The sequence below is a fragment of the Pseudogulbenkiania sp. MAI-1 genome (assembly GCF_000527175.1).
Classification (GTDB): Bacteria; Pseudomonadota; Gammaproteobacteria; order Burkholderiales; family Chromobacteriaceae; genus Pseudogulbenkiania.
The window spans coordinates 3,567,183-3,589,356 of the sequence record NZ_AZUR01000001.1 but is presented as its reverse complement, the minus strand read 5'-3'; the positions used below and the strand labels follow the sequence as shown (position 1 = coordinate 3,589,356).

General features: G+C 66.6%; 23 protein-coding genes. 10 read left to right on the top strand and 13 right to left on the bottom strand.

Annotated elements, in window-relative coordinates; translation table 11 throughout:
- Positions 1-52 precede the first annotated feature (52 nt).
- Positions 53-1,753: an ethylbenzene dehydrogenase-related protein gene (locus tag PSEMAI1_RS0116850; RefSeq protein ID WP_024303995.1), complete on the bottom strand. Its 1,701-nt coding sequence runs from the start codon at positions 1,751-1,753 to the stop codon at positions 53-55.
- 429 nt (positions 1,754-2,182) lie between these two features.
- Between PSEMAI1_RS0116850 and PSEMAI1_RS0116845 the strand changes: the two genes are divergently transcribed.
- Complete coding sequence (locus PSEMAI1_RS0116845) at positions 2,183-2,524, top strand: FKBP-type peptidyl-prolyl cis-trans isomerase (RefSeq protein WP_024303994.1); 342 nt, start codon at positions 2,183-2,185, stop codon at positions 2,522-2,524.
- Positions 2,525-2,667: 143 nt separating this feature from the next.
- Here the strand turns inward: PSEMAI1_RS0116845 and gcvA are convergent, their stop codons facing one another.
- On the bottom strand, positions 2,668-3,558 hold the full coding sequence (gene gcvA / locus PSEMAI1_RS0116840) for a transcriptional regulator GcvA (RefSeq protein WP_024303993.1): 891 nt from the start codon (positions 3,556-3,558) through the stop codon (positions 2,668-2,670).
- A 200-nt stretch (positions 3,559-3,758) separates the two neighbouring features.
- Between gcvA and PSEMAI1_RS0116835 the strand changes: the two genes are divergently transcribed.
- The 9 genes from PSEMAI1_RS0116835 (at position 3,759) to PSEMAI1_RS0116795 (ending at position 13,410) form a co-directional block, all read left to right on the top strand.
- On the top strand, positions 3,759-4,604 hold the full coding sequence (locus tag PSEMAI1_RS0116835; protein WP_024303992.1) for a transketolase: 846 nt from the start codon (positions 3,759-3,761) through the stop codon (positions 4,602-4,604).
- Entirely contained in the window at positions 4,601-5,599 is a 999-nt protein-coding gene (locus PSEMAI1_RS0116830; protein WP_024303991.1) for a transketolase family protein, read from the top strand. The genes PSEMAI1_RS0116835 and PSEMAI1_RS0116830 overlap by 4 nt, the downstream gene beginning before the upstream one ends.
- Positions 5,600-5,673: 74 nt before the next feature.
- A complete protein-coding gene (locus tag PSEMAI1_RS0116825) occupies positions 5,674-6,435 on the top strand; it encodes an SDR family NAD(P)-dependent oxidoreductase (protein ID WP_024303990.1) in 762 nt (253 codons plus the stop codon).
- Between the two features lie 83 nt (positions 6,436-6,518).
- Complete coding sequence (locus tag PSEMAI1_RS0116820; protein ID WP_024303989.1) at positions 6,519-7,496, top strand: TRAP transporter substrate-binding protein; 978 nt, start codon at positions 6,519-6,521, stop codon at positions 7,494-7,496.
- A 97-nt stretch (positions 7,497-7,593) separates the two neighbouring features.
- On the top strand, positions 7,594-8,115 hold the full coding sequence (locus tag PSEMAI1_RS0116815; RefSeq protein WP_029770784.1) for a TRAP transporter small permease: 522 nt from the start codon (positions 7,594-7,596) through the stop codon (positions 8,113-8,115).
- A gap of 2 nt (positions 8,116-8,117) precedes the next feature.
- Positions 8,118-9,377 (top strand): TRAP transporter large permease, encoded by a 1,260-nt coding sequence (locus PSEMAI1_RS0116810; RefSeq protein ID WP_024303987.1) that lies wholly within the window; start codon positions 8,118-8,120, stop codon positions 9,375-9,377.
- A 193-nt stretch (positions 9,378-9,570) separates the two neighbouring features.
- Complete coding sequence (gene tkt, locus PSEMAI1_RS0116805) at positions 9,571-11,550, top strand: transketolase (protein ID WP_024303986.1); 1,980 nt, start codon at positions 9,571-9,573, stop codon at positions 11,548-11,550.
- Between the two features lie 16 nt (positions 11,551-11,566).
- Positions 11,567-12,532, top strand: coding sequence for a D-2-hydroxyacid dehydrogenase (locus tag PSEMAI1_RS0116800; protein ID WP_024303985.1), 966 nt, complete (start codon positions 11,567-11,569; stop codon positions 12,530-12,532).
- A 125-nt stretch (positions 12,533-12,657) separates the two neighbouring features.
- Positions 12,658-13,410 carry a metallophosphoesterase gene (locus tag PSEMAI1_RS0116795; protein WP_024303984.1) on the top strand — a complete coding sequence of 251 codons (753 nt, stop codon included), beginning with the start codon at positions 12,658-12,660 and terminating at the stop codon, positions 13,408-13,410.
- Positions 13,411-13,574: 164 nt separating this feature from the next.
- On the opposite strand, the gene pqqE is transcribed toward PSEMAI1_RS0116795, so the two are convergent.
- The 11 genes from pqqE to adh all read right to left on the bottom strand — a co-directional run bounded on the left by pqqE (position 13,575) and on the right by adh (position 22,172).
- Complete coding sequence (gene pqqE, locus PSEMAI1_RS0116790) at positions 13,575-14,684, bottom strand: pyrroloquinoline quinone biosynthesis protein PqqE (protein ID WP_024303983.1); 1,110 nt, start codon at positions 14,682-14,684, stop codon at positions 13,575-13,577.
- Positions 14,677-14,949, bottom strand: coding sequence for a pyrroloquinoline quinone biosynthesis peptide chaperone PqqD (gene pqqD / locus PSEMAI1_RS0116785; protein WP_024303982.1), 273 nt, complete (start codon positions 14,947-14,949; stop codon positions 14,677-14,679). The genes pqqE and pqqD overlap by 8 nt, the downstream gene beginning before the upstream one ends.
- On the bottom strand, positions 14,943-15,695 hold the full coding sequence (gene pqqC / locus PSEMAI1_RS0116780) for a pyrroloquinoline-quinone synthase PqqC (RefSeq protein WP_024303981.1): 753 nt from the start codon (positions 15,693-15,695) through the stop codon (positions 14,943-14,945). The genes pqqD and pqqC overlap by 7 nt, the downstream gene beginning before the upstream one ends.
- Entirely contained in the window at positions 15,688-16,617 is a 930-nt protein-coding gene (gene pqqB, locus PSEMAI1_RS0116775; RefSeq protein WP_029770783.1) for a pyrroloquinoline quinone biosynthesis protein PqqB, read from the bottom strand. Before pqqB ends, pqqC begins: the two co-directional genes overlap by 8 nt.
- 16 nt (positions 16,618-16,633) lie before the next feature.
- Positions 16,634-16,714: a pyrroloquinoline quinone precursor peptide PqqA gene (gene pqqA, locus PSEMAI1_RS22540; RefSeq protein WP_036986317.1), complete on the bottom strand. Its 81-nt coding sequence runs from the start codon at positions 16,712-16,714 to the stop codon at positions 16,634-16,636.
- Positions 16,715-17,082: 368 nt separating this feature from the next.
- Positions 17,083-18,042 (bottom strand): quinoprotein relay system zinc metallohydrolase 1, encoded by a 960-nt coding sequence (locus tag PSEMAI1_RS0116765; protein ID WP_024303979.1) that lies wholly within the window; start codon positions 18,040-18,042, stop codon positions 17,083-17,085.
- On the bottom strand, positions 18,039-18,818 hold the full coding sequence (locus PSEMAI1_RS0116760) for a quinoprotein dehydrogenase-associated SoxYZ-like carrier (RefSeq protein WP_024303978.1): 780 nt from the start codon (positions 18,816-18,818) through the stop codon (positions 18,039-18,041). Before PSEMAI1_RS0116760 ends, PSEMAI1_RS0116765 begins: the two co-directional genes overlap by 4 nt.
- A gap of 17 nt (positions 18,819-18,835) precedes the next feature.
- The gene (locus PSEMAI1_RS0116755; protein WP_024303977.1) at positions 18,836-19,663 is read right to left on the bottom strand and encodes an ABC transporter substrate-binding protein; all 828 of its coding nucleotides are present in this window, start codon (positions 19,661-19,663) and stop codon (positions 18,836-18,838) included.
- A gap of 4 nt (positions 19,664-19,667) precedes the next feature.
- Positions 19,668-20,093, bottom strand: coding sequence for a cytochrome c-550 PedF (pedF, locus tag PSEMAI1_RS0116750; RefSeq protein WP_024303976.1), 426 nt, complete (start codon positions 20,091-20,093; stop codon positions 19,668-19,670).
- Positions 20,090-20,479, bottom strand: coding sequence for a DUF779 domain-containing protein (locus PSEMAI1_RS0116745; RefSeq protein WP_024303975.1), 390 nt, complete (start codon positions 20,477-20,479; stop codon positions 20,090-20,092). Before PSEMAI1_RS0116745 ends, pedF begins: the two co-directional genes overlap by 4 nt.
- Positions 20,480-20,651: 172 nt before the next feature.
- Positions 20,652-22,172: an aldehyde dehydrogenase gene (adh, locus tag PSEMAI1_RS0116740; protein ID WP_024303974.1), complete on the bottom strand. Its 1,521-nt coding sequence runs from the start codon at positions 22,170-22,172 to the stop codon at positions 20,652-20,654.
- Between the last annotated feature and the right edge of the window lie 2 nt (positions 22,173-22,174).

Genomic DNA, 22,174 nt, shown 5'->3' with positions numbered 1-22,174 from the left:
GAATGGGTTGCCCCGCCTTGCGGCCAACGTTGGCCGCAAGGCGGGGTGGTGTTTACTGCGGCAGGCGCAGCTTGAGCGGGATCGGGTGCCAGCTATGGCGGGTCTGGTTGTGGTCGAACGCCGCGAACCACAGGTAGACGCCGTCCTGGATCGTCACGTCCTGCGCGTCCGGCGCCGCCATCTGGCGCGAGAACTCCAGCGTCCAGCGGCCGTTCTCCCAGTGGCCCATCGCCGCGACGTCGCCGGCCGGGCCGCTGATCGGCTTCTCCCAGTACAGCGCAGGAATCCAGGTGCCGACCGGGATCTGGTCGTCCAGCTCCTTGCTGTAGGGGACGATCTCGTCCGGGCCCATGTCCCATTCCGAGCCGTGCATCTGGAACGCCGAGCGGTTGGGGCCCAGGCGCGCCTGCAGCGCCTTGAGATCCTTGGGCAGGTACAGCGGGGTCACGATGTGGCTGGGGTGGTTGACCGGCCAGCCGTGCTTGCCCTTTTTGAAGTTGTCCTGGTAGCCGCTGCCCTTGTCCTTCTTGTCGCTGGCGTAGCCGGCCGAATAGCGCACCGCGTGCTTTTCCGGGTCCCACTTGACCGGGGTGCCGAACCAGGAGTCCTCGGCCTGGCGGGTGGCGCCGGAACGGCTGCCCTTCCAGTGCCACAGGTCGACCACCGAGCCGTCCTCGGTGTAGTGGTAGCCGCGGCTGTTCAGCGCCTTCACCGTACCGGCCAGCGGCGCGGGGCCGAAGTGCCAGCTGCCGGCGAACGGGTTGTTGCGCGGGCTGATGGCGATCGCGAACTTGTCCTCGTAGTAGTCGGTGGTGTCGGCGTCATCGTAGGTCTGGCCCGGGGTGTCGCCGACCATGCGCTGCCAGCCCTGCGCGGTCTTCAGCAGCGGCAGCCGCATGTAGGAGCGCGTGGTGTCGGGCCAGGAGGTCTTGAAGTAGACGCGGTCGCCGACCACTGCGGCCTGCACCTCGACCGGCACCTCGCCGCCGGCCACGTTCCAGCCGTGCGCGGTGTGTACGGTCTGCTTGGCGGCCTTGGCCCAGATCGCGTCGTCGCCCTTGCCGTCGACCACCGGCGCCACGCTGTCCCTGGCCGCGGTCAGCTCGCGCGTCGCGCTCCAGTCCAGCGCCACGAAGCCCAGCGCGCCGGCCATGCCGGCGACCGTCATCGCGGCGCCAGCCTGCATCAGGTCGACGCGCGGGATGAAGATCTTCAGCAGCTGACGGATGCCGCCCAGCACGAACTGGGCGAGCACGTGGATCAGCATGTAAGCGACCAGCGCCCAGCTGGCGATCTCGTGCACGTAGCCGACCAGCTCCAGCAGGCCGAGGAAGGGCAGGAAGTACAGCCAGGCGCCGGAGAGCGCGGCGACCACGAAGGTGGCCAGGCCCAGCCAGTACACCGCGCGGTTGATCGCCTGCCAGCGCGCCGCCTTGGCCGGCGCCTTGAGCAATACCTTGGATACCTTCCAGCGCGCCTGCAGCCTGGCCCTGACCAGGAAGGCGATGTAGCCGGCCACCAGGCCGGTGAGCGCGATCGACGCCCACACGTGCCAGCGCACCACGTCGCCCTGCAGCATGATGGGCTCCAGCGCCTTGCGCCAGCCGCCCTTGGCGCCGTCGGCGGCTAGGCGCAGGCCGGTGGTCAGCGCGAGCCCAATGAAGAACAACAGCAGGGTATGCCAGATCATGGTTGGAAAATCTGCCTTACGTAAGGCCTTGTTAATGGCCTGCTGCGGCATGGGTGCCGTCATTTTTCTCTCCCTGAGTTAATGCCAAAAACATAAAAGATGATTTGACTATTTATTTGCTTTTTGAATTATTGATCGCCCCGGTAAATGCTAAATAAATAGTCGCAATTACATTGTGGTTATTTTATATCAATAATCATTCTCATGTGCATTTGTTTCTAAATCTGTGGCTTACGTGACTCACAATGGTTTTGCATAACTCGGGTGGACTGGACAGCCCCAAGCCCGGAGGGCCTCAGGGATGGGCGGCCCGGCCGGCAAGTCAGCCCGCTGAACGTAGCCAGAACCGCGCGGCGTACAAATACAGGCCTTGTTTTTGGGAGAAAGGGGGCTGCCCTGGATGGAATGAAAGGCGGCCGCTACGCGGTAAAATACTCAGGAAGCGCTGCCCGGGCAGCGCTCCACCGATTAGCGAATCAACGAGAGCGAGTTATGAGCAGCGAACTGCAGGTTGTAGACATCGAACTGGGCGACGGCAAGGAAGTGGTCAAGGGCGCCTTGATCACCACCCAGTACCGCGGTTTTCTGGAGGACGGCACCCAGTTCGATTCCTCCTATGATCGCGGCAAGCCGTTCCAGTGCGTCATCGGCACCGGCCGCGTGATCAAGGGCTGGGACCAGGGGCTGATGGGCATGAAAGTCGGCGGCAAGCGCAAGCTCTTCGTGCCGGCCCACCTCGCCTACGGCGAGCGCCAGATCGGCGCCCACATCAAGCCCAACTCGAACCTGATCTTCGAGATCGAACTGCTGGAAGTGCTGACGCGGGATGAGTGAGGGGGCCGATAGTGCCCAAAACATCGGCCCGGCTTTTTAGTATTGGTTTTGCTGTATCAGGTCAAACAGCCCCGATTTCCTGGAGTCGGGGCTGTTTGTTTTTCTGCGCGCTGCGTGGACAGGGAGGGGCCTGGCCGCTGTCCTCATGCGGCGAGTTCGGCAAACAGCCAGTCCTGGAAGCTGCGAATCTTCGGCAGTTCCGCGCGCGATTTCAACAGGTTGAGGGTGTAGCCCTGGACCTTGGGGCCTTCCAGCCCGAACGGTGCCACGAGGCGCCCGGTTTCCAGTTCGCGCTGCACCAGCAGCAGGCTTTCCAGGCAGACCCCCATGCCGTCGACGGCGGCGCTGATCGCCATGAAGGAGCGGTCGAAGCGCGGGCCGCGCGAGATGTCGAGCTTGACCTTGCGGTGCTGGCGCATCCAGTCGCGCCAGCCGACGAGGCAGACTTCGCTGTGGATCAGCGTGTGGTGGCGCAGGTCGTCGGGGGTACGGATCGGGTGCGGCCCTTCGGCGAGTGAGGGTGCGCACAGCGGCACGATGGTCTCGGGCGGGAAGGGCAGCACCATCGTGCCGGCGGGCTGCAGGCGCTTCATGCCGTAGCGGATGTCGATGTCGACGGTCTGGGAGACGAGGTCGATGGCTTCCGTCGAGGCGTTGAGGCGCACGTCGATATCCGGGTTCAGCGCGCTGAAACGCGCGAGCCGCGGCATCAGCCATTGCGTGGCGAAGCTCGGCGTCGAATGCACGGTGAGGATGTCGCTCTTGGCGGTGCGCCCCAGTTCGCGTGTCGCCATGTCGATGCGGGCGAAGGCGGCCGAGACCTCTTCGGCGTAGCGGCGGCCGGAGTCGGTCAGCACCACGGCGCGGTGCACGCGATGGAAGAGTTGGACGCCGAATTGCTCTTCCAAAAGCTTGATTTGGTGGCTTATCGCGGAGGGCGTCACGAACAGTTCTTCTGCTGCAAGTGCGAAAGACGACAGCCTGGCGGCGGCCTCGAACGCTTGTACGGCCTTGAGGGAAACCCGATTTTGCATTGCAACACTCACATGAATTCAGTTCAGCTATCGCTCATGATTATTCGTTTGAGGCAGGTAGATCAAGGGGATACGCTGTATTCCACGTACCGGGCACTGTCGAGACAGCCCGGGCAGACGCGGAGAGACCCCTCTCCGGCACAGAGCAACGATCCCCGGCGCGGCTCGCAGGGAGCACGGCCGAAAACAAGGAGAACTGCGTGGACACTAGCGTTACCGCGACCCATGCCCAGCTCGCCGAGCATGCCTACCGCATCCGCCGCAATGCGCTGCTGATGGGCGAGGTGCAGGGCCAGGGTTACATCGGCCAGGCGCTTGATATCGCCGACGTGCTGGCCGTCGCCTACTTCCGTGCGATGAATTACCGGCCAGACGATCCGGAGTGGGAAGGGCGCGACCGCTTCCTGCTGTCGAACGGCCATTACGCCATCGCGCTGTACGCGGCGTTGATCGAGGCCGGCATCGTGCCGGAGGAAGAACTGGAAACCTACGGCAGCGACGACAGCCGTCTGCCGATGTCGGGCATGGCGAGCTACACGCCGGGTATGGAGATGTCGGGCGGCTCGCTGGGCCAGGGCCTGACCATCGCCGTCGGCCACGGCCTGGGGCTGAAGCGTAAGGGCTCGGAGGCTTTCGTCTACACGCTGTTCTCGGATGGCGAGCTGGACGAGGGCGCGGTGTGGGAGGCGCTGATGTCGGCCGCGCACTGGAAGCTCGACAACCTGATCGCCATCGTCGACGTGAACAACCAGCAGGCGGACGGCCCGTCGTCGCAGGTGATGGCGTTCGAGCCGCTGGTGGAGAAGATGGAGGCCTTCGGCTGGTTCACCCAGCGCATCGACGGCAACGATCTCGATGCCGTGATCGCCGCCTTCGACGCCGCGCGCAGCCACCCCGAGCCCAAGCCGCGCATGATCATCGCCGACACGCGCATGGGCTGCGGCGTGCCGTTCCTCGAAGCCCGCGAAAAGAACCACTTCATCCGCGTCGATGCGCACGAATGGCAGCTCGCCCTCGCCGCGCTGGAAGCAGGGAGACAAGCATGAGCAGCATCGCCCAGAAGCCGCGCCTGAAGACCTCGGCGATGATCGCGTCGATCGCCGCCGAAGGCCAGCGCACGAAATCCGCCCCCTTCGGCCACGCGCTGGTCGAGCTGGCCCGCACGCGCCAGGACGTGATCGGCATGACCGCCGACCTCGGCAAGTACACCGACTTGCATATCTTCGCCAAGGCCTACCCCGAGCGTTACTACCAGATGGGCATGGCCGAACAACTGTTGATGGGTGCCGCCGCCGGTTTCGCGCACGAAGGCGCGGTGCCCTTCGCCACGACCTACGCGGTGTTCGCCTCGCGCCGGGCCTACGACTTCATCCACCAGACGATCGCCGAGGACAACCTCAACGTGAAGATCGTCTGCGCGCTGCCGGGCCTGACCACCGGCTACGGTCCGAGCCACCAGGCGACCGAGGATCTGGCGCTGTTCCGCGCCATGCCCAACATGACGGTGCTCGATCCTTGCGACGCGCACGAGATCGAGCAGATGACGCCGGCGATCGCCGCGCACAAAGGCCCGGTCTACATGCGTCTGCTGCGCGGCAACGTGCCGCTGGTGCTCGACGAGTACGACTATAAGTTCGAGCTCGGCAAGGCCAAGCTGTTGCGCGACGGCAAGGACGTGCTGGTGATCTCGTCCGGCATCATGACGATGCGCGCGCTCGAAGTCGCCAAGGCCCTGGAGGCCGACCGCGTCGACGTCGGCGTGCTGCACGTGCCGACGATCAAGCCACTCGATACCGCGACGATCCTGCGCGAAGCCGGGAAATCCGGCCGCCTGGTGGTGGTGGCGGAGAACCACACGACGATCGGCGGGCTGGGCGAAGCGGTGGCGACCGCGCTGCTTTGCGCCGGCGTGACGCCTCCCTTCCGCCAGATCGCGCTGCCCGATGCCTTCCTCGATGCCGGCGCGCTGCCCACGCTGCATGACCGCTACGGCATCTCGACCAACGCCATGGCGGCGACGATTAAGGGCTGGCTCGGCTGAGCCCCGACTTTATCCGTAAATCGATCCATACCAGGCGGCGCCGGTAGCGTCGCCTTACAAAGAGGAGCATACCCATGTCGCAATCCCTCCTGCTCGACGGCAAGGTGGCCGTCATCACCGGCGGCGCCGGCCTCAACGGCCTGGGCTTCGCCACCGCTCGCATGCTGGCCGCGCAGGGCGCGCGCATCGCCATTCTCGACCTGGCCCAGGCCAACCCGGCCGGCGCCGCCGCCGAACTCGGCCCGCAGCACATCGGTCTGGTCGCGGACGTGACCGACAAGGCTTCCTGCGAGGCCGCCGCCGCCGAGGTGCTGCAACGCCTGGGCCGCATCGACGTGTTGGTGAACAACGCTGGTATCACCCAGCCGCGCAAGACGCTCGACATCACGGCGGCCGACTACGACGCGGTGCTCGACGTGAGCCTGCGCGGCACACTATATATGTCGCAGGCGGTGATCCCGGCGATGCAGCAGCAGAAAAGCGGTTCGATCGTGTGCATTTCCTCGGTGTCGGCACAGCGCGGCGGCGGCATCCTCGGCGGGCCGCACTATTCGGCGGCCAAGGCCGGGGTGCTGGGCCTGGCGCGGGCGATGGCGCGCGAGTACGGCGCCGACAATATCCGCGTCAACTGCGTGACGCCGGGGCTGATCGCCACCGATATCAACAAGGGCAAGATTCCGGAAGACCGCCGCGCCGCGATCCTGGAGGGGATTCCGCTCGCCCGTATCGGCGAGCCCGCCGACGTGGCCGGCTGCATCGTGTTCCTGGCCAGCGATCTCTCCAAGTACTGCACCGGGGTGACGCTGGACGTCAACGGGGGGATGCTCATCCACTGATCTGCCGCCCCGGAGCATCGAGCCCCGGGGCTTTCATGCATTGCCTGATGCCGCATAGACGGCTTTAGAAGGAGGAGACACGAATGAACCGCAGAACTTTCCAGATCGCTGGCCTGGTGCTGGCTGCCTCGCTGGCTTTCCCTGCCTTGGCCGAGCCGATGAAGCTCACGCTGGGCCATGGCGCCGCGCCGAGCAACCCGCGCAACGAGGCGGCCGTGAAGTTCGCCGAGATCGTCAAGGCCAAGACGGGCGGGCGCATCGAGATCCAGGTGGCGCACTCCGCGCAGTTGGGCGACGACGCCGCCATGGTGACGGCGCTGCGTTCCGGCACACTCGACATGTCGGCCAACAGCCAGGGCGCCATGGCCGCCGTGGTGCCCGAGTACAACGCGCTGGGGCTGCCTTTCCTGTTTTCCGACATCAAACAGGCCTGGCAGCTGCTCGACGGCCCGGTGGGCAAGGAACTGGCCAAGCGCACCGCCGCCAAGGGCATGGTGGTGCTCGGCTACTGGGACAACGGCATCCGCCACGTCAGCAACAGCAAGCGCCCGATCAAGGCTCCCGCCGATCTCAAGGGCCTGAAGATCCGCACCCCGCCCGACGCCATGACGGTGGACATCATGCAGGCGCTGGGGGCGGACGCGCAGCAGATCAAGTTCTCCGAACTGTACGTGGCCTTGCAGCAGGGGGTGGTGGACGGCCAGGAGAATCCGCTCGCCAACATCCATGCTTCCAAGCTCTACGAGGTGCAGAAGTACCTGTCGCTGACGGGGCACAAGTACGAGTCGACGCCGTTCCTGATCAGCAAGCGCACCTGGGATCGTCTCTCCGCCGCGGATCAGAAGCTGTTCCTGGCGGCGGCGGCCGAGGCCACCCAGCTGCAGCGCAAGCTGTCGAAGGAGGCCGACGACAAGCTGGTCGGCGAGCTCAAGGCCAAGGGCGTACAGGTCGAGACGGTGAACCGCAAGCCCTTCGTCGATGCCACGCGTTCGGTCTACAGCAAGTGGTCGGAAGGCAACAGCGGCGGTTTCGTCAAGCAGGTGATCCAGGCCGCACGCTGATCGTCCGGGCTGCCGGGGTGCCGCCTTCGGGTGGTGCGCCGGCGCACTCCCCGTCCCTTCCCGCGTCTGCGGCGCGGACTTTTGCGAGGGTTCTGTGATGTCATTTCTCAGTTTGATCGACCGCCTGGTCGGCATGGCATGCCGCGGCGTGCTGTACCTGACGCTCTCGGTGGTGTTCGTGATCCTGTGCATCAACGTCGGGCTGCGCTATGCCGCCGGCACCAGCATCGCCTGGGCTTCTGAGCTGCCGGAGCTGATGTTCCCCTGGCTCATCATGGCCGGCGTGGTGCTGGCGGCTCAGCACGGCTCGCACATCGCCGTGGTGATCCTGACGCAGAGACTCGGCGCCGCGCGGCGCTGGGTATTGGCCGCCGGCTCGCTGGTGGTGGCCGGGCTCTACGCCGGAATGGCCGTGGTGGCCTGGCCGCTGATGGAGATCGCCGCCGACGAGCGCACCCCCGTCCTGCAGGTACCCGGTGCGGTGAGCGTGGGCTGCCTGATGCTGGGGTTCATCCTGCTGGCCGTGGTTACCTTGTGCCGGCTGCCCCAGGTGTGGGCCGGCACTGTCGCCCCGCATGGTCATGACGACCCTGCCGAAGGCAGCCTCCAAGGAGTATGAGCATGACCGGTCTGATCATTGTACTTTTCATTATCGCGGCCCTGGCCTCCATCCCCATCGCGCATGCCCTGGTGCTCGCGGCGGTGGGCGGCTTGCTGATCATCGACCGGGTGCCGGTGCATCTGGCGGTCGAACAGATGATCGCCCAGACCCAGAGCTTTCCGCTGATTGCCATTCCTTTCTTCATGATGACGGGTGCGCTGATGGTGAGCGGCCGGCTCGGGCAGAGCCTGGTGAACCTGCTGTCGATGATGATCGGCCGTATTCATGGCGGCCCGGCGCAGGTGGGGGTGTTGTCGTCCACCATCTTCGGCGGGGTGTCGGGCTCGGCCGTGGCCGACGCCTCGGCCATCGGTTCGATGCTGATCCCCTGGCTGAAGAAGCTGGGCTACCCGGCGCCCTTCGCCGCCGGCACGCTGGCCGCCGCCGCGACCATCGACATCCTGATCCCGCCTTCGATCCCGATGATCGTGTACGCGCTGGTGTCGGGGGCGTCGATCGGCGCGCTGTTCGTCGCCGGCATCCTGCCGGGGCTGTTGATGTGCGCGGGCTTCATGGCCGTGTGCTACGTGCAGGGCCGCCGTCGCGGCTTCCCGCGCGATACCGAGCCCTTCGTGTGGCCGGCGTTCTGGCGCCAGCTCGCCCATGCCGGGCCGGCCCTGGCCATGCCGGTGCTGATCATCGTATTCCTGCGCTTCGGCATCGCCACACCGACCGAGGTCAGCGTGATGTCGACGCTCTACGCCCTGGTGGTCTCCGGCATCGTGTATCGCGACCTGTCGCTGGCCAAGCTCAAGCAGGCGGCCGTCGAGGCGGGCATCTCCACCGGCGTGGTGCTGCTGATCATCATGGCGTCGAGCGTGGTGGGCTGGATCGTCACCTATGAGCAACTGCCGGCGATGTTCACGCAGTTCGCCACCGAGACCCTGAAGCAGCCCTGGCTGATCATCCTGGCGATGAACTTCATCATGCTGGCCACCGGCATGTTCATCGATCTGCCGGCCGCCGTGCTGCTGCTGACGCCGATGTTCGTGCCGCTGGCCAGCGCGGTCGGCATGGACACCGTGCAGCTCGGCATCATGATGATCGTCAACCTCTCGATCGGGCTCTACCACCCACCGATCGGCACCACGCTGTTCATCACCAGTTCCATCGCCAAGGTGCGCATCGGCGACGTGGTGATCGAGCTCCTGCCGTTCTACGCCGTCGCCATCGGGCTGTTGCTGGGCTTTGCTTATCTGCCCTGGCTCACCCTCCGCTAAGAGCGGGTGAACCTTCCTGCTGCGCGACCCGATCTCGACACTGTGATGCTCGCCGTACGCTGAGTACGGCTGTGCTTCTCCTTTCGACCTCGGGCCGCTCGCGACGGAATGTTCCACCCGCTCCGAGGGCACCCTACCCCTTCGCTGTCATCGGCGCCTCCCTCTGCGGGAGGCGTCCAGGAGAACTTTTGCCATGACTCAGCCTGAACCGAGGCTTCTCGCCGACGCGATCCGCTTTGTCTCCATCGACGCCATCGTGCGTGCCACCGAGGGCCACCAGGGCGTGCCGCTCGGCATGGCCGAGATTGCCACGGCCCTGTTCACCCGCCACCTGAAGTTCAACCCGGCCGACCCGGCCTGGGCCGACCGGGACCGCTTCGTGCTGTCCAACGGCCATGGCTCGATGCTGCTGTATTCGCTGCTGTACCTCACCGGCTACGACAAGATCGGCCTCGGCCAGATCAAGAGCTTCCGCGAACTCGGCTCGCACTGCGCCGGCCACCCGGAAATCGACCCGGCCTGCGGCATCGAGGTCACCACCGGGCCGCTGGGGCAGGGCATCGCCAACGCCTTCGGCATGGCGGTGGCCGAGGCCTATCTGAATGCGAAATTCGGCGCCGGCCTGGTCGACCACTACACCTATGCCTTCGTCGGCGACGGCTGCCTGCAGGAGGGCATCGGCCAGGAGATGATCTCGCTGGCCGGCCACCTCGGTCTCGGCAAGCTCGTCCTGTTCTGGGACGACAACCAAATCACCGACGACGGCAGTACCGAACTGTCGATCAGCGAGGACGTTGCGGCGCGCTTCCGGGTCGCCGACTGGCACGTGGTCGAGGTCGACGGTCACGACGTCGAGGCCGTGTCCGCCGCGATTACGCTGGCCAAGAAAGACCCGCGCCCCTCGCTGATCGCCTGCCGCACCGTCATCGGACGCGGCATCCCGCGCGTGCAGGGGCTGCGCGGCGGCCATAGCGCACGCCTCTACCCGGAAGATGCCGATGCAGCACGCGAGCTGCTCGGCTGGCCGCATGCGCCCTTCGAAGTACCGGACGAGGTGCTGGCCGCCTGGCGCGACGCCGGCCGGCGCAGCCGTGCCGACTACGCGGCCTGGCAGGAGCGTGTTGACGCGCTGCCGGCGGCCGAGCGCGCCGAGTTCGAGCGCGTGCTGGCGGGCCAACTGCCCGAAGGCTGGCGCGAGGTGCTGCAGGGCTACAAGCAGCGCGTTGCCGCCGAGGCCGAGGCCAAGCCCGGCATTTTCGCCTCGGCCGAGATCAACGATCTCCTGGTCGAGACCTTGCCCGAGCGCATGGTCGGCTGCGCCGATCTCGAAGCGCCGACCTCGCACAAGCGCAGCCTCGCGGCCTTCACCGCCGAGAATCGCAGCGGGGCCTACGTGCACTGCGGCGTGCGCGAGCACCTGATGGGGGCGATGGCCAACGGCATGGCCGCGCATGGTGGCGTGATCCCGCTCGCCGTGACCTACCTCGCGTTCTCCGATTACGAGCGCCCGGCGATGCGCATGGCCGCGCTAATGGGCCTGCCGGTGAAGTTCGTGTTCAGCCACGACTCGATCGGCGTCGGCAAGAACGGCCCGACGCACCAGCCGGTGGAAATCCTCGCCTCGCTGCGCGCCATGCCCAACATGCTGGTGATGCGCCCGGCCGATGCGGTCGAGGCCGCCGAGTGCTGGGAGGTGGCGCTGGAACAGCGCAGCGGACCGTCCACGCTGGTGTTCGCCCGCCAGGCCCTGCCGGCGGTGCGGCGTGCCCATACCGACGAGAACCTGTCGCGGCGCGGCGCCTATGTGCTGGCCGAGGCCGAAGGCGGCCGGCGTGCCGTCACGCTGCTCGCGACCGGTTCCGAGGTCGTGCTCGCGCTCGAGGCGCGCCGGCTGCTGCAGGAAGAGGGCATCCCGACCGCCGTCGTATCGATGCCGTGCTGGGAGCGCTTCGACGAGCAGGACGACGCCTATCGCAACGCCGTACTTGGCGAGGGCACGGTGCGCGTCGGCGTGGAGGCGGCGATGCGCTTCGGCTGGGACCAGTACCTCGGCGGCCGTGGCGGCTTTGTCGGCATGAGCGGCTTCGGCGCCTCCGGCCCGGCCGACCGTCTGTTCGAACACTTCGGCATCACGCCCGCGGCCATCGTCGCCGAGGCCAAACGTCACCTCTGATTTTCAGGAGAACACCATGCACAAGATCGTCTTTCTCGACCGCGCCACCATCGCCCCGCAGATCCGCCTGCGCAGCCCAGCCTTCGAACACGAGTTGATCACCTACGAGCAGACCCGGCCCGAGGAGGTCGTCGCGCGGCTCGCGGGCGCCACCATCGCCATCACCAACAAGGTGCCGCTCACCGCCGCAACCCTCGAACAATTGCCCGATCTGCGCCTGATCGCGGTGGCCGCGACCGGCACCGACTGCGTCGACAAGGCGTACTGCCAGCGCCGCGGCATCGCCGTCGCCAACATCCGCGGCTATGCGGTCAACACCGTGCCCGAGCATACCTTCGCGCTGATCCTGGCGTTGCGCCGGAACATCGTCGCCTACCGCGACGACGTGCTGGCCGGCGAGTGGCAGAAGTCCGGGCAATTCTGCTTCTTCAACCACGCCATCCACGACCTTGCCGGGGCGCGTCTGGGCATCATCGGCGAAGGCGTGCTGGGCCAGTGCGTCGCCGCGATCGCCCGCGCCTTCGGCATGGTGCCGCTGTTTGCCGCGCACAAGGGCAAGAGCGGCTTGGGGCCGCTCTACACGCCGTGGGACGAAGTGCTGGCGACCAGCGACATCATCACGATCCATAGCCCGCTCACCCCCGAGACACGCCGCATGATCGCCATGCCGGAATTCCGGGCGATGCAGCGCCGCCCGCTCATCATCAACACCGCGCGCGGCGGCCTGGTGGACGAGGCCGATCTGGTGCGCGCCCTGGACGAGGGCCTGATCAGCGGCGCGGGCTTCGATGTCGTCGACGGCGAGCCGCCGGCCCCCGACAACCCGCTGATGCGCGCCGCCGGCCGGCCCAACGTGATCCTCACGCCGCACGTGGCCTGGGCCTCCGACGAGGCGCAGCAGGCTCTGGCCGACCAGTTGATGGACAATATCGAGAACTTCGTCGCCGGCCGCCCGAGCAATCTGGTGCAGGGGGCGTATTGAGAGGCGTCAGCCTATGAGAGCCGCAGTGCGCCTCTCCGGAAGGCGCGCTGCGGCGAGGGAGGCGGTGACTTTTCCCGCTGATGGGTAAGTGGTATTGCCTCGGGTCTGTGGTTTATGATTTCAGGATGAAAATTGCAGCCATCTCCGATATCCACGGCAACCTCGGCGCCCTCGATGCCGTTCTCGCGGACATTGAGCGGCGCGGCGTCGATGTCATCGTCAACCTCGGCGACATCCTGTCCGGTGCGCTACAGCCTTGCGAAACTGCTGATCGCTTAATGGCGCTTGGCCTTCCCACCATCAAAGGCAATCACGAGAGACAAGTTCTCGCCGGCGATCCGGCACGCATGGGGCCATCCGACAGAATGGCTCATGCCTTGCTACGTCCGGACCAGAGAGCCTGGATCGAAAGCTTGCCCGAAACGCTCTGGCTCTCTGACGATGTTCTCTTGGTACATGGCACACCCGATAGCGACCTGACCTACTTTTTGGAGATCGTGACAGAATCCGGATGTCGGCCCGCGACAAAGCGCGAAGTGGCTTGTCTCGCTGGCAATACCGATGCCTCGCTGATTCTATGTGGCCATACCCACCTTCCGCGGACAATGCAACTTGATGATGGTCGCCTGATCGTTAATCCGGGCAGCGTGGGACTGCCAGCGTACGATGACGAGCGCCCGTTTCCCCATTGCATGGAAACGGGCTCTCCTCATGCGCGGTACGCCATTGTCGAGCGAACTGCAGTTGGGTGGTCGGCCGAGCTGTTATCGGTCGCCTACGACTGGGACGCCGCCGCCGCGCTGGCTGAAAAGAACGGCCGCATGGATTGGGTGCATCCCCTCAAAACGGGATTGGTCAAAAGTATAGACACCGTATGATGGGGGAGGGGGCAGGTATGAGCTTATGACCGTCTTGGACCGGGACTAAAACATCGGTCCACGCTTCGGTGCTCGCCTTGCACCGTCAGATCAAACAGCCCCGTTTCGCCGAGAAACGGGGCTGTCGGTTTTTATTGTCGGGTGAGTTGCCGTTTTGTGGCCGGTCAGGCCTCGGCGACCGCGTAGGAGAAACGCCGCAGCTGCAGCGGCACGTCGCCCAACTGGGCTTCGCGGCGGGCCAGCGTGACGACGTGCTCGTGTTTGGGCGAGTGCTCGCACACCGGGTCGAGGGTGTTGGCGTCGCCGGCCAGCGCCAGCGCCTGGCAGCGGCAGCCGCCCCAGTCCTTTTCCTTGTTGTCGCAGCCGCTGCACGGTTCGGGCATCCAGGCGGTGCCGCGGTAGGCGGCGAAGGCCGGCGAGTCGAACCAGGCGGCGGTCAGGGTGCTGGCGGGGAAGCGCGGGAAGTCGAGGTGGGTGAGGGTTTGCGCGGCGTGACAGGGCAGCAGCGTGCCGTCCGGCATGACGTTGAGGAAGCGTTGCGCCCAGCCGCCCATACAGGCCTTGGGGCGGCGCGCGTAGTAGTCGGGGATGACGTAGTCGATGACCATGCGGCCCTTGACCCGTTCGCGCCACTCGGCCACCAGCGCCGTCATGGCATCGAGCTGGGCTTCGCTCGGGATCAGCGCGGCGCGGTTTTGCAGTCCCCAGCCGTAGTACTGGGTGTTGGCGACTTCGACGCGGGCGATGCCTTGCTCTTCGGCGTAGCGCAGCATGGCGTCGAGTTCGTGGGCGTTCTGCCGGGTGATGACGAAGTTGAGCGTCAGCGCGAGGCCGGCGGCCTGCACCAGGTCCAGTGCGGCTTGCTTCTTGGCCACGCCGCCCTTGAAGCCGGACAGGGCTTCGGCGTGGGTTTCGTCGAGCCCCTGGAAGCTGAGCTGCACGTGGTTGAGCCCGGCCTCGACCAGCACCGCGAGCTTGGCTTCGTTCAGCAGCACGCCGGAGGTGATCAGGTTGCTGTAGAGGCCGACGCGGCTGGCATGTGCCACGAGTTCCGGCAGGTCGGCGCGCGCCATCGGCTCGCCGCCGGAGAAGTGCACCTGCAGCATGCCCATCTCGGCGGCCTCGTCGAGGATGGCGCACCATTCGGCGGTGGAGAGTTCGGCGGAGGCCGGGGTCAGCGCCAGCGGGTTGGAGCAGTAGGCGCAGCGCAGTGGGCAGCGGTGGGTGAGTTCCAGCAGGACGGCCAGCGGCGGGCTCAGGGCGGCATCAGTCATGGCGCAAGAAACCTTTCTCGCTCATGGTGGCGAACAGCGCCAGCACGTCGGTCTCGACTGTGGCGAGCGGAGCGTCGAACTCGGTCGCCAGCGCCTGGCACAGTTCGGCGACGGTCTGGCCGCGGCTGCGTTCCAGGATCAGCCGCGCCATGTCGTCGACGATCAGCATGCGCTCGGGGCCGAGCAGCACCCAGCGTTCGCGCACCTTGTCGTGCTGCAGCCGGGTGCCGGGGGCGAGCCGAACGGTGCTGTCGAGGGTCAGCATGGCGGCCGGCTCGGGTCGAAGGCGCCCGGCGGGATCATGCCCGGCGCGACGTAGGCGGCGTAGAGCGCGTCGAGCTGTGCCCACAGCACGTTGCACTTGAAGGTCAGCGCATCGAGCACGCCTTGTTGTTCAGCCACGGTGGTGGCGTGGCGCTTGACGTAATCGAGCGCGAAGTCGGCGTCGCGCGGGGCCTGGGAGAGGCGGCGGCGGAAATAGGCCAGCACCTTGTCGTCGATGAAGTCGTAGTTTTCCAGCAGGCCGACGATGCGTTCCTGGTGGATGGCCGGGGCGAACAGCTCGGTCAGGCAGGAGGCGACGGCGACCACCGGCGGATGGCGCGCGACGAAGTCGACGTAGGCTTCCACCGCGTACACCGTGGCGGGCAGCGCGCCCTGGCGCGAGATGACGTAGTCGCGCGGCAGGCCCAGGCCGTCGGTGAGCACCAGCCAGCGTTCGATGCCGCCTTCCTCGTCGCCGTAGCCGTCGTGGTCGAGGATGCGCTGCACCCATTCGCGGCGCAGTTCGCGGTCGTGGATGCGGCTGATCAGCGCGGCGTCCTTGCGCGGGATCGCGGCCTGGTAGCAGTAGCGGTTGAGCGCCCAGGCCTGCACCTGGCCGAAGTTGAGCTTGCCGCCGTGCAGCAGGTGATGGAACGGGTGGCGGTTGTGATAGCGCTCGTGGCCGATGGTGCGCAGCGCGTCTTCCAGCTCTTGGGGCGAGAGCACGGTGGTAAGGGGCTTATTCAACGCAGAACTCCATGCCGTCGCGGGCCAGTTGCCAGCCGGCGGCGTCGATGAAGGCGCGCTCGGGGCTGTCGGCAAGCAGGACGGGGTTGGTGTTGTTGATATGGATGAACAGCTTGCGCTGGAGCGGCACGTCCTGCCACAGCGCGATGGCGCCGCCTTCGCCGCTCATCGGCAGGTGGCCCATGCGCGAGGCGGTCTTGTGGCCGACGCCGCAGGCGATCATTTCGTCTTCGGTGAAGGTGGTGCCGTCGAACAGCAGGCTGTCCTGCGGGGCGAGGCGCGCCTTGATGTCGTCCGGCAGTGCGGCGCAGCCGGGCAGGTAGAACAGCCGGCTGTGCGAGCCTTCGGCGCTCAGGGCGAGGCCGATGGTGTCTTCCGGCACGCTGCCGAAGTTGGCGGCGCCCAGGTCTTCCAACCACAGCGCAACCTTGCCGGGGATGGTGAAGGCCTCGACGCGCACGCCGGTGTCGCGTCCGTTGGCGTCGAGTACCGCTTGCGGGGTGTCGAGCACCAGCTGGCGGCGCGCGACCAGTTCCTGGTTGAGGACGTTGAAAATGGCGTTGCCGGCGAGCATGCGCTGCACGCGGCGCGTGGCGTATACCGGGAAGGCCTGGCTTTCTCGCAGCGACAGCAGGCCGGCGGTATGGTCGACATCGGCGTTGGTGAGCACGACCGCGCTCAGGGGGCTGGAGCGGGGATAGTGCTTGGGTTGCAGCGCCGGGGTGGAGGCGAACTGCTGGCGGATGTCGGGCGAGGCGTTGATCAGGACCCAGTGCGCGCCATCGGCCGAGACGGCGATCGACGACTGCGTCTGCGGGCTGACCCGGCTTCCCTCGCGGGCGGCCTGGCACACTGGGCAGGCGCAGTTCCATTGCGGCAGGCCACCGCCGGCCGCGGCCCCGAGGATGATGACGCGCAGCATGGATCGGGTCCTCGCCTCAGCGCTCGGCGCACATGTAGCAGTTGATCTCGCAGCCGAGGGAGACTTCGATGACTTTCGGGGTGGTCCAGGTACGCATGGTGAATCCTCCAAATCTAGGTAGAGAAAATTGCCAGATGGCCAGTTCACTATAAGGAGGGCGGAGGGCGCATGAGAATGCGACTTTAGTCGGACGGGGCGGCGAGCCCGCGGGCTCGCTCGATGGGTTGCGGCGGGACGCCGCCACCCATCCTACGGAGCTGTCTGCTTCCGTCAACCAGTGCTTGGGTAGGATGGGTGGAGCGTAGCGTAACCCATCGCACAGCTCGAGGCCTATGGATGATGGGTTACGGCTGTTTCCTTCGCTGCCTCGCTCAGTCAGCGCCTTCACCCCTCCTATGTGGCAAAAAAAGGACCCGCCAGGTGGCGGGTCGAAAGCCCTGAATGACAATGCACGGGCAGGAGGAGTCAATCGGTAGCGCGTTCCGTTCCGGCCAGCGGCGGCAGCTCGGCCAGTTCGTAACGCGAGTAGAGGAAGCCGACGCTGCGTCGCCATTCGGCGCGGGCTTCGGCCCAACCGGCGAATTCGGCCGGTATCGGCAGCGCCATCGTCTCGTTCGGCGTCAGGCCGCGCCGGGCAGCGTCCTTGAGCGTGGCGTCGAGCCACTGCAGGTAGCGGCGCGTGGCACGGATCGGTCCGGCGTTGCGCGCCACCGGACCGTGGCCGGGCACCAATACCTTGAAGGGCAGCGCTTCGAGCCGGTCGAGCGCGGCGAACCAGTCGGCCAGCGAGGCATTGGGCAGGGTCGGGGTGCGGCCGTTGAACACCTGGTCGATGGCGTAGAGCACGCCGGTGCTGTGGTCGAACACCGCGACGTCGGACTGGGTATGGCCCGGCACGGCGATGAATTCGAGCTGGTGCCCGCCGATCTCGCGCACGCCGGGGGCGAGCGGGGCGTTGGGCAAGAGCGGTTCGGTGCCCTGCATGCGGTCGCCGACCAGGCGGTAGAGGTTTTCCGCCAGGCCGTCGGCTTCGCTCTTGAGCATGGCCGTGGTCTTGTCGTCGGCGCGGATCGGCACGTCGCGGAACGCCTGGTTGCCGAGGAAGTGGTCCGGGTGCTTGTGGGTGATGATCAGTTCACGCACCGGCTTGTTGGCGGTGGCCTCGATCACCCGGCGGTACTGTTCGCCGAAGGCGCGCGAGGGGCCGCTGCCGATCACCACCACGCCGTCGGCGGTGGCGATGAAGGCGCTGTTGACCAGGAAGCCGCCATTGTCCGGGGTGAAGTAGCCGGTGTCGGCGATCACCGCCCAGCTGCCGGCGGCGACCGGTTCGGGGCGGATCGGGTAGTCGGCGGCCTGGGCCGGGGCCTGACCTGCGAGGCCATACAGCAGGGCGGCACAGAGGGCGAGGCGGCGCGTCGTCATGGCAGCGCCACCAGGCGGCCGTGGAAGGCATTGCCGTCGCTGTCCTGCGCTTCGACGCGGATCGGGCCAGCGTCAGTGCCGCTTTGCTGGAAGGTGAACAGCGGGTTTTCGGCGAGCGGAGCGTCGAGGCTCAGCCGCGCCAGGGGCTGGCCCTGCTCGTCGCTGAGGCGCAGCTCTGACAGGTGGAACTTCGGCGTGTTGCCGACCAGGCCGGTGTCCATCGGGTGCATCACGCGCAGCCGGATGCGGCCGCTGTCGCCCTCGCGCCAGAGGCGGCCGTACATCTTGCCCAGCAGGTTGGCCCAGTCGGTGCTGGCGCGGGTCGGTGTGGGCAGGGCGCAGCCGCCGCCGGGGGCGTCGACCAGTTGGCCGCCGACGTGCCAGACCCCTTGCGCATCGCGCGCCGCGGCGCGGATCGGGGTGGCCTGGTTGACGCGCATCGCCACGGAGAGGGCCGGCTGCAGCCGCCGCGGCTCGAAGCGCAGCGCCAGCGGCAGCGGGTTGTAGTCGGCGAACAGCACGATCTCTTCGACCTTGCCCAGGGCGCGGGCGTCGATGCTGACCGGCACGCGCTGACCGTCTTCGACCTGCTGCGGCAGCGTGACCTTGACCCGTTCGTCGAACACCGCCGGCTGGCCGTTCAGCACGGTCTTGTGCATCACGTCCCACATCACCGAATGAAGCGGGTCGGTGCGCTGTGCTTCGGCGTGGAGCGGAGGGCTCGCAGTGAGCGCCAGCAGCAGGGCCGGCAGCCAGGGGGTGGGGCGGGCGGTCATGGTGTGCTCCGGATGGCTCAGTGTTCGTCCGGTGCGCGGTAGCTCACCTTGTAGCGGGCGAACAGCTTGGCAAGCTCGCCCGACTGGCGCAGCTCGGTTACCACGTCGCTCGCCGCCCAGGCCAGGTCGCGCAGGCTTTCCTTGGTGGCCATGCCGATTTCCCAGCGCGCCTTGAGCAGGCCCGGCGCCTGCGGCTGGCCTAGGCGCCATTCGCCGGCGGGCAATCCCCACTCCAGTTCGCTCTGGGTGCCGTACACGGCGCTGGCCTTGTCGTCGCGCAGTGCCGCCACCGCACCTTGCGCGCTGGGGTAGTGCTGTAGCTGCGAACGCAGCCGCCCGCCTTGCAGCGCCGAGAGGTAGAGGTCGGCCAGGCTATCGTTTTCCACCGCGATGCTCTCCTGGCCGATCTGCCAGGTGGTGTTCGGAACGGTACTACCGGCCCAGGCGAGGTTTTCGCTGTAGTAGGGGCTGAACAGGTAGACGTTGTCGTTGCGGCGTGCCAGCTCGCGATCGAATGGCACGTGCAGCATCAGGTCGGCGGTGCCGCCGCCGAGGTAGTGGCCCTTCCAGACCGCGTTGCGCAGGTCGCCGTCGACGTCGTCCGCCGGGGTGATCGGCATGAAGTTGACCGCCACGCCGAGCTTTTTGCCGATGGCGCGGGCGAGATCGATGTCGACACCGGTGAGCTCACCGTCCTTGACGAAGGAGAACGGCGGGTAGTCGCGGTACACCGCCACCTTCAACACTCCGTTGGCGCGGATGTCGTCCAGGCTGGCGGCCCGGCCCGGCTGCGCGATGAGCAGCGGGGCCAGCAGCAGCATGCTCAGAACATGGCGGCGGCGCATGGTGTTATTCCTGGCGAACGGTGTCGAGCCAAGAGCGGATCGCCCAGGCGGCTTCCTGCGACAGCACGCCTTCGAACGGCGGCATGTAGGTCACGCCGTTGCGGATCGAACCGAAGCGGATGCGGCCCTGGAACACGGTGTCGCCTTCCTCGCCGGCCGGCAGTTGGCGCAGGTCGGGGGCGATGCCGCCGGAGACGGCCTCAATGCCGTGGCAGCGCGCACAGTTCTGGGCGAAGGCGGAGTGTCCGATGCGGATGGCGTCGGCGTTACCACGGTAGGGGTTGCTGTCCAGCCAGTCGCTGCCGAGCTTTTTCAGGTTGCCGGTGTCCACTGGCTGCGGGGTCACGTCGCCGTGGCCGTAGGCGGTGCCGATGAGGGAGAGACTACCGGCGAGGGCCAGCGTCAGCATGCGGAGGGTGGCGGGTTTCATGTCGTGCTTCCTTGCTCTGGGGGTAAAGAACTCTTCGCCAGCTCGGCCAATTCGGCCTCGCTGAACAGGCGCGAGCGGGTGATGAAACGTACCCCTTCGGGTGCCTCCACCGAGAAGCTCGAGCCGCGACCGGGAACCAGGTCGATGGTCAAATGGGTGTGCTGCCAGTATTCGTACTGGAAGGCGCTCATGTAGAACGGTGCGCCTGCGATCTCGCCGAGGTGGACGTCCTGGGTACCGAGATGGAATTCGCCCTGCGGGTAGCACATCGGGGCGCTGCCGTCGCAGCAGCCGCCGGATTGGTGGAACAGCAGGGGGCCGTGCCGTTCGGTCAGTTTGCTGACCATGGCGGCCGCGGCGGGGGTGATGTCAACGCGATTAACCATGGTGTTCCTCGGGCTGGGCGGCATTGCTGCCACCCAGCAGGTTTTCATGCTTGAGAATGGGGGAAATTCCGTCGCGAGCAGGCCGAGGCCGAAGCGGGAAGCGCAGCGGAGAGGGTGGCCGTGAGCACCGCTACGTCGAGATCGGCCTGCGCAGCAGGAATGTTCCCTGTTCTCAGAAGAAGCCCAGCGCGTTCGGGCTGTAGCTCACCAGCAGGTTCTTGGTTTGCTGGTAGTGGTCGAGCATCATCTTGTGGGTCTCGCGACCGATGCCGGACTTCTTGTAGCCGCCGAACGCGGCGTGCGCCGGGTACAGGTGGTAGCAGTTGGTCCAGACGCGGCCGGCCTTGATCTCGCGGCCCATGCGGTAGGCGAGCGAACCGTCGCGCGTCCACACCCCGGCGCCCAGGCCGAAGGTGGTGTCGTTGGCGATCTGCAGCGCTTCTTCCTTGGTCTTGAAGGTGGTGACGGCAACGACCGGGCCGAAGATCTCTTCCTGGAACACGCGCATCTTGTTGTGGCCGGCGAGGATGGTCGGCTCGACGTAGTAGCCGCCTGCCAGGTCGCCACCCAGTTCGGCACGGTTGCCGCCGGTCAGCACCTGGGCGCCTTCCTGGCGGCCGATGTCGATGTAGGAGAGGATCTTGTCCTGCTGCTCGCTGGAGGCCTGGGCGCCGATCATGGTGCTCATGTCGAACGGGTTGCCCTGCTTGATGGCCTTGACGCGGGCGACGGCGCGTTCGATGAAGGCGTCGTAGATCGATTCCTGGATCAGCGCGCGGCTCGGGCAGGTGCACACTTCGCCCTGGTTCAGCGCGAACATGGCGAAGCCTTCCAGCGCCTTGTCGAAGAAGGCGTCGTCGGCGCTCATCACGTCTTCGAAGAAGATGTTGGGGGACTTGCCGCCCAGTTCCAGCGTGACCGGGATGATGTTTTCGGAAGCGTACTGCATGATCAGGCGGCCGGTGGTGGTTTCACCGGTGAACGCGATCTTGGCGATGCGGCTGTTGGTGGCGAGCGGCTTGCCGGCTTCCAGGCCGAAACCGTTGACGACGTTGAGCACGCCCGGCGGGATCAGGTCGCCGATCAGTTCCATCAGCACCATGATCGCCATCGGGGTCTGCTCGGCCGGCTTGAGCACCACGCAGTTGCCGGCGGCGATGGCCGGGGCGAGTTTCCAGGCGGCCATCAAGAGCGGGAAGTTCCACGGGATGATCTGGCCCACGACGCCCAGCGGCTCGTGGAAGTGGTAGGCGACGGTGTTGTCGTCGATTTCGCCGATCGAGCCTTCCTGGGCGCGCACGCAGCCGGCGAAGTAGCGGAAGTGGTCGACGGCGAGGGGGATGTCGGCGGCGTTGGTTTCACGCAGCGGCTTGCCGTTGTCGGCGGTTTCGACGGCGGCGATGAAGGATTGGTACTGCTCCATGCGGTCGGCGATGCGCAGCAGGACATTGGCGCGTTCGGCGGGGGAGGTACGGGCCCAGCGGTCGGCGGCGGCGTGGGCGGCGTCGAGCGCGAGTTCGATGTCTTCGGCGGTGGAGCGGGCGACTTCGCACAGCGGCTGGCCGGTGACCGGGCTCAGGTTGGTGAAGTATTGGCCACGCACAGGCGCGACCCACTGGCCGTTGATGAAGTTGTCGTATTGGCTGCGCAGCGGGATGGTGTTCTGGATCGAGTTCAGGGTCTGTTGCAACATGA

Excerpts from the sequence above, each read along its gene's own strand:
- PSEMAI1_RS0116850 (WP_024303995.1), bottom strand. The coding sequence starts at position 1,753 with ATGACGGCACCCATGCCGCAGCAGGCCATTAACAAGGCCTTACGTAAG.
- PSEMAI1_RS0116845 (WP_024303994.1), top strand. The coding sequence starts at position 2,183 with ATGAGCAGCGAACTGCAGGTTGTAGACATCGAACTGGGCGACGGCAAG.
- gcvA (WP_024303993.1), bottom strand. The coding sequence starts at position 3,558 with ATGCAAAATCGGGTTTCCCTCAAGGCCGTACAAGCGTTCGAGGCCGCC.
- PSEMAI1_RS0116830 (WP_024303991.1), top strand. The coding sequence starts at position 4,601 with ATGAGCAGCATCGCCCAGAAGCCGCGCCTGAAGACCTCGGCGATGATC.
- PSEMAI1_RS0116825 (WP_024303990.1), top strand. The coding sequence starts at position 5,674 with ATGTCGCAATCCCTCCTGCTCGACGGCAAGGTGGCCGTCATCACCGGC.
- PSEMAI1_RS0116820 (WP_024303989.1), top strand. The coding sequence starts at position 6,519 with ATGAACCGCAGAACTTTCCAGATCGCTGGCCTGGTGCTGGCTGCCTCG.
- PSEMAI1_RS0116815 (WP_029770784.1), top strand. The coding sequence starts at position 7,594 with ATGTCATTTCTCAGTTTGATCGACCGCCTGGTCGGCATGGCATGCCGC.
- PSEMAI1_RS0116810 (WP_024303987.1), top strand. The coding sequence starts at position 8,118 with ATGACCGGTCTGATCATTGTACTTTTCATTATCGCGGCCCTGGCCTCC.
- tkt (WP_024303986.1), top strand. The coding sequence starts at position 9,571 with ATGACTCAGCCTGAACCGAGGCTTCTCGCCGACGCGATCCGCTTTGTC.
- PSEMAI1_RS0116800 (WP_024303985.1), top strand. The coding sequence starts at position 11,567 with ATGCACAAGATCGTCTTTCTCGACCGCGCCACCATCGCCCCGCAGATC.
- PSEMAI1_RS0116795 (WP_024303984.1), top strand. The coding sequence starts at position 12,658 with ATGAAAATTGCAGCCATCTCCGATATCCACGGCAACCTCGGCGCCCTC.
- pqqE (WP_024303983.1), bottom strand. The coding sequence starts at position 14,684 with ATGACTGATGCCGCCCTGAGCCCGCCGCTGGCCGTCCTGCTGGAACTC.
- pqqD (WP_024303982.1), bottom strand. The coding sequence starts at position 14,949 with ATGCTGACCCTCGACAGCACCGTTCGGCTCGCCCCCGGCACCCGGCTG.
- pqqB (WP_029770783.1), bottom strand. The coding sequence starts at position 16,617 with ATGCTGCGCGTCATCATCCTCGGGGCCGCGGCCGGCGGTGGCCTGCCG.
- pqqA (WP_036986317.1), bottom strand. The coding sequence starts at position 16,714 with ATGCGTACCTGGACCACCCCGAAAGTCATCGAAGTCTCCCTCGGCTGC.
- PSEMAI1_RS0116765 (WP_024303979.1), bottom strand. The coding sequence starts at position 18,042 with ATGACGACGCGCCGCCTCGCCCTCTGTGCCGCCCTGCTGTATGGCCTC.
- PSEMAI1_RS0116760 (WP_024303978.1), bottom strand. The coding sequence starts at position 18,818 with ATGACCGCCCGCCCCACCCCCTGGCTGCCGGCCCTGCTGCTGGCGCTC.
- PSEMAI1_RS0116755 (WP_024303977.1), bottom strand. The coding sequence starts at position 19,663 with ATGCGCCGCCGCCATGTTCTGAGCATGCTGCTGCTGGCCCCGCTGCTC.
- pedF (WP_024303976.1), bottom strand. The coding sequence starts at position 20,093 with ATGAAACCCGCCACCCTCCGCATGCTGACGCTGGCCCTCGCCGGTAGT.
- PSEMAI1_RS0116745 (WP_024303975.1), bottom strand. The coding sequence starts at position 20,479 with ATGGTTAATCGCGTTGACATCACCCCCGCCGCGGCCGCCATGGTCAGC.
- adh (WP_024303974.1), bottom strand. The coding sequence starts at position 22,172 with ATGTTGCAACAGACCCTGAACTCGATCCAGAACACCATCCCGCTGCGC.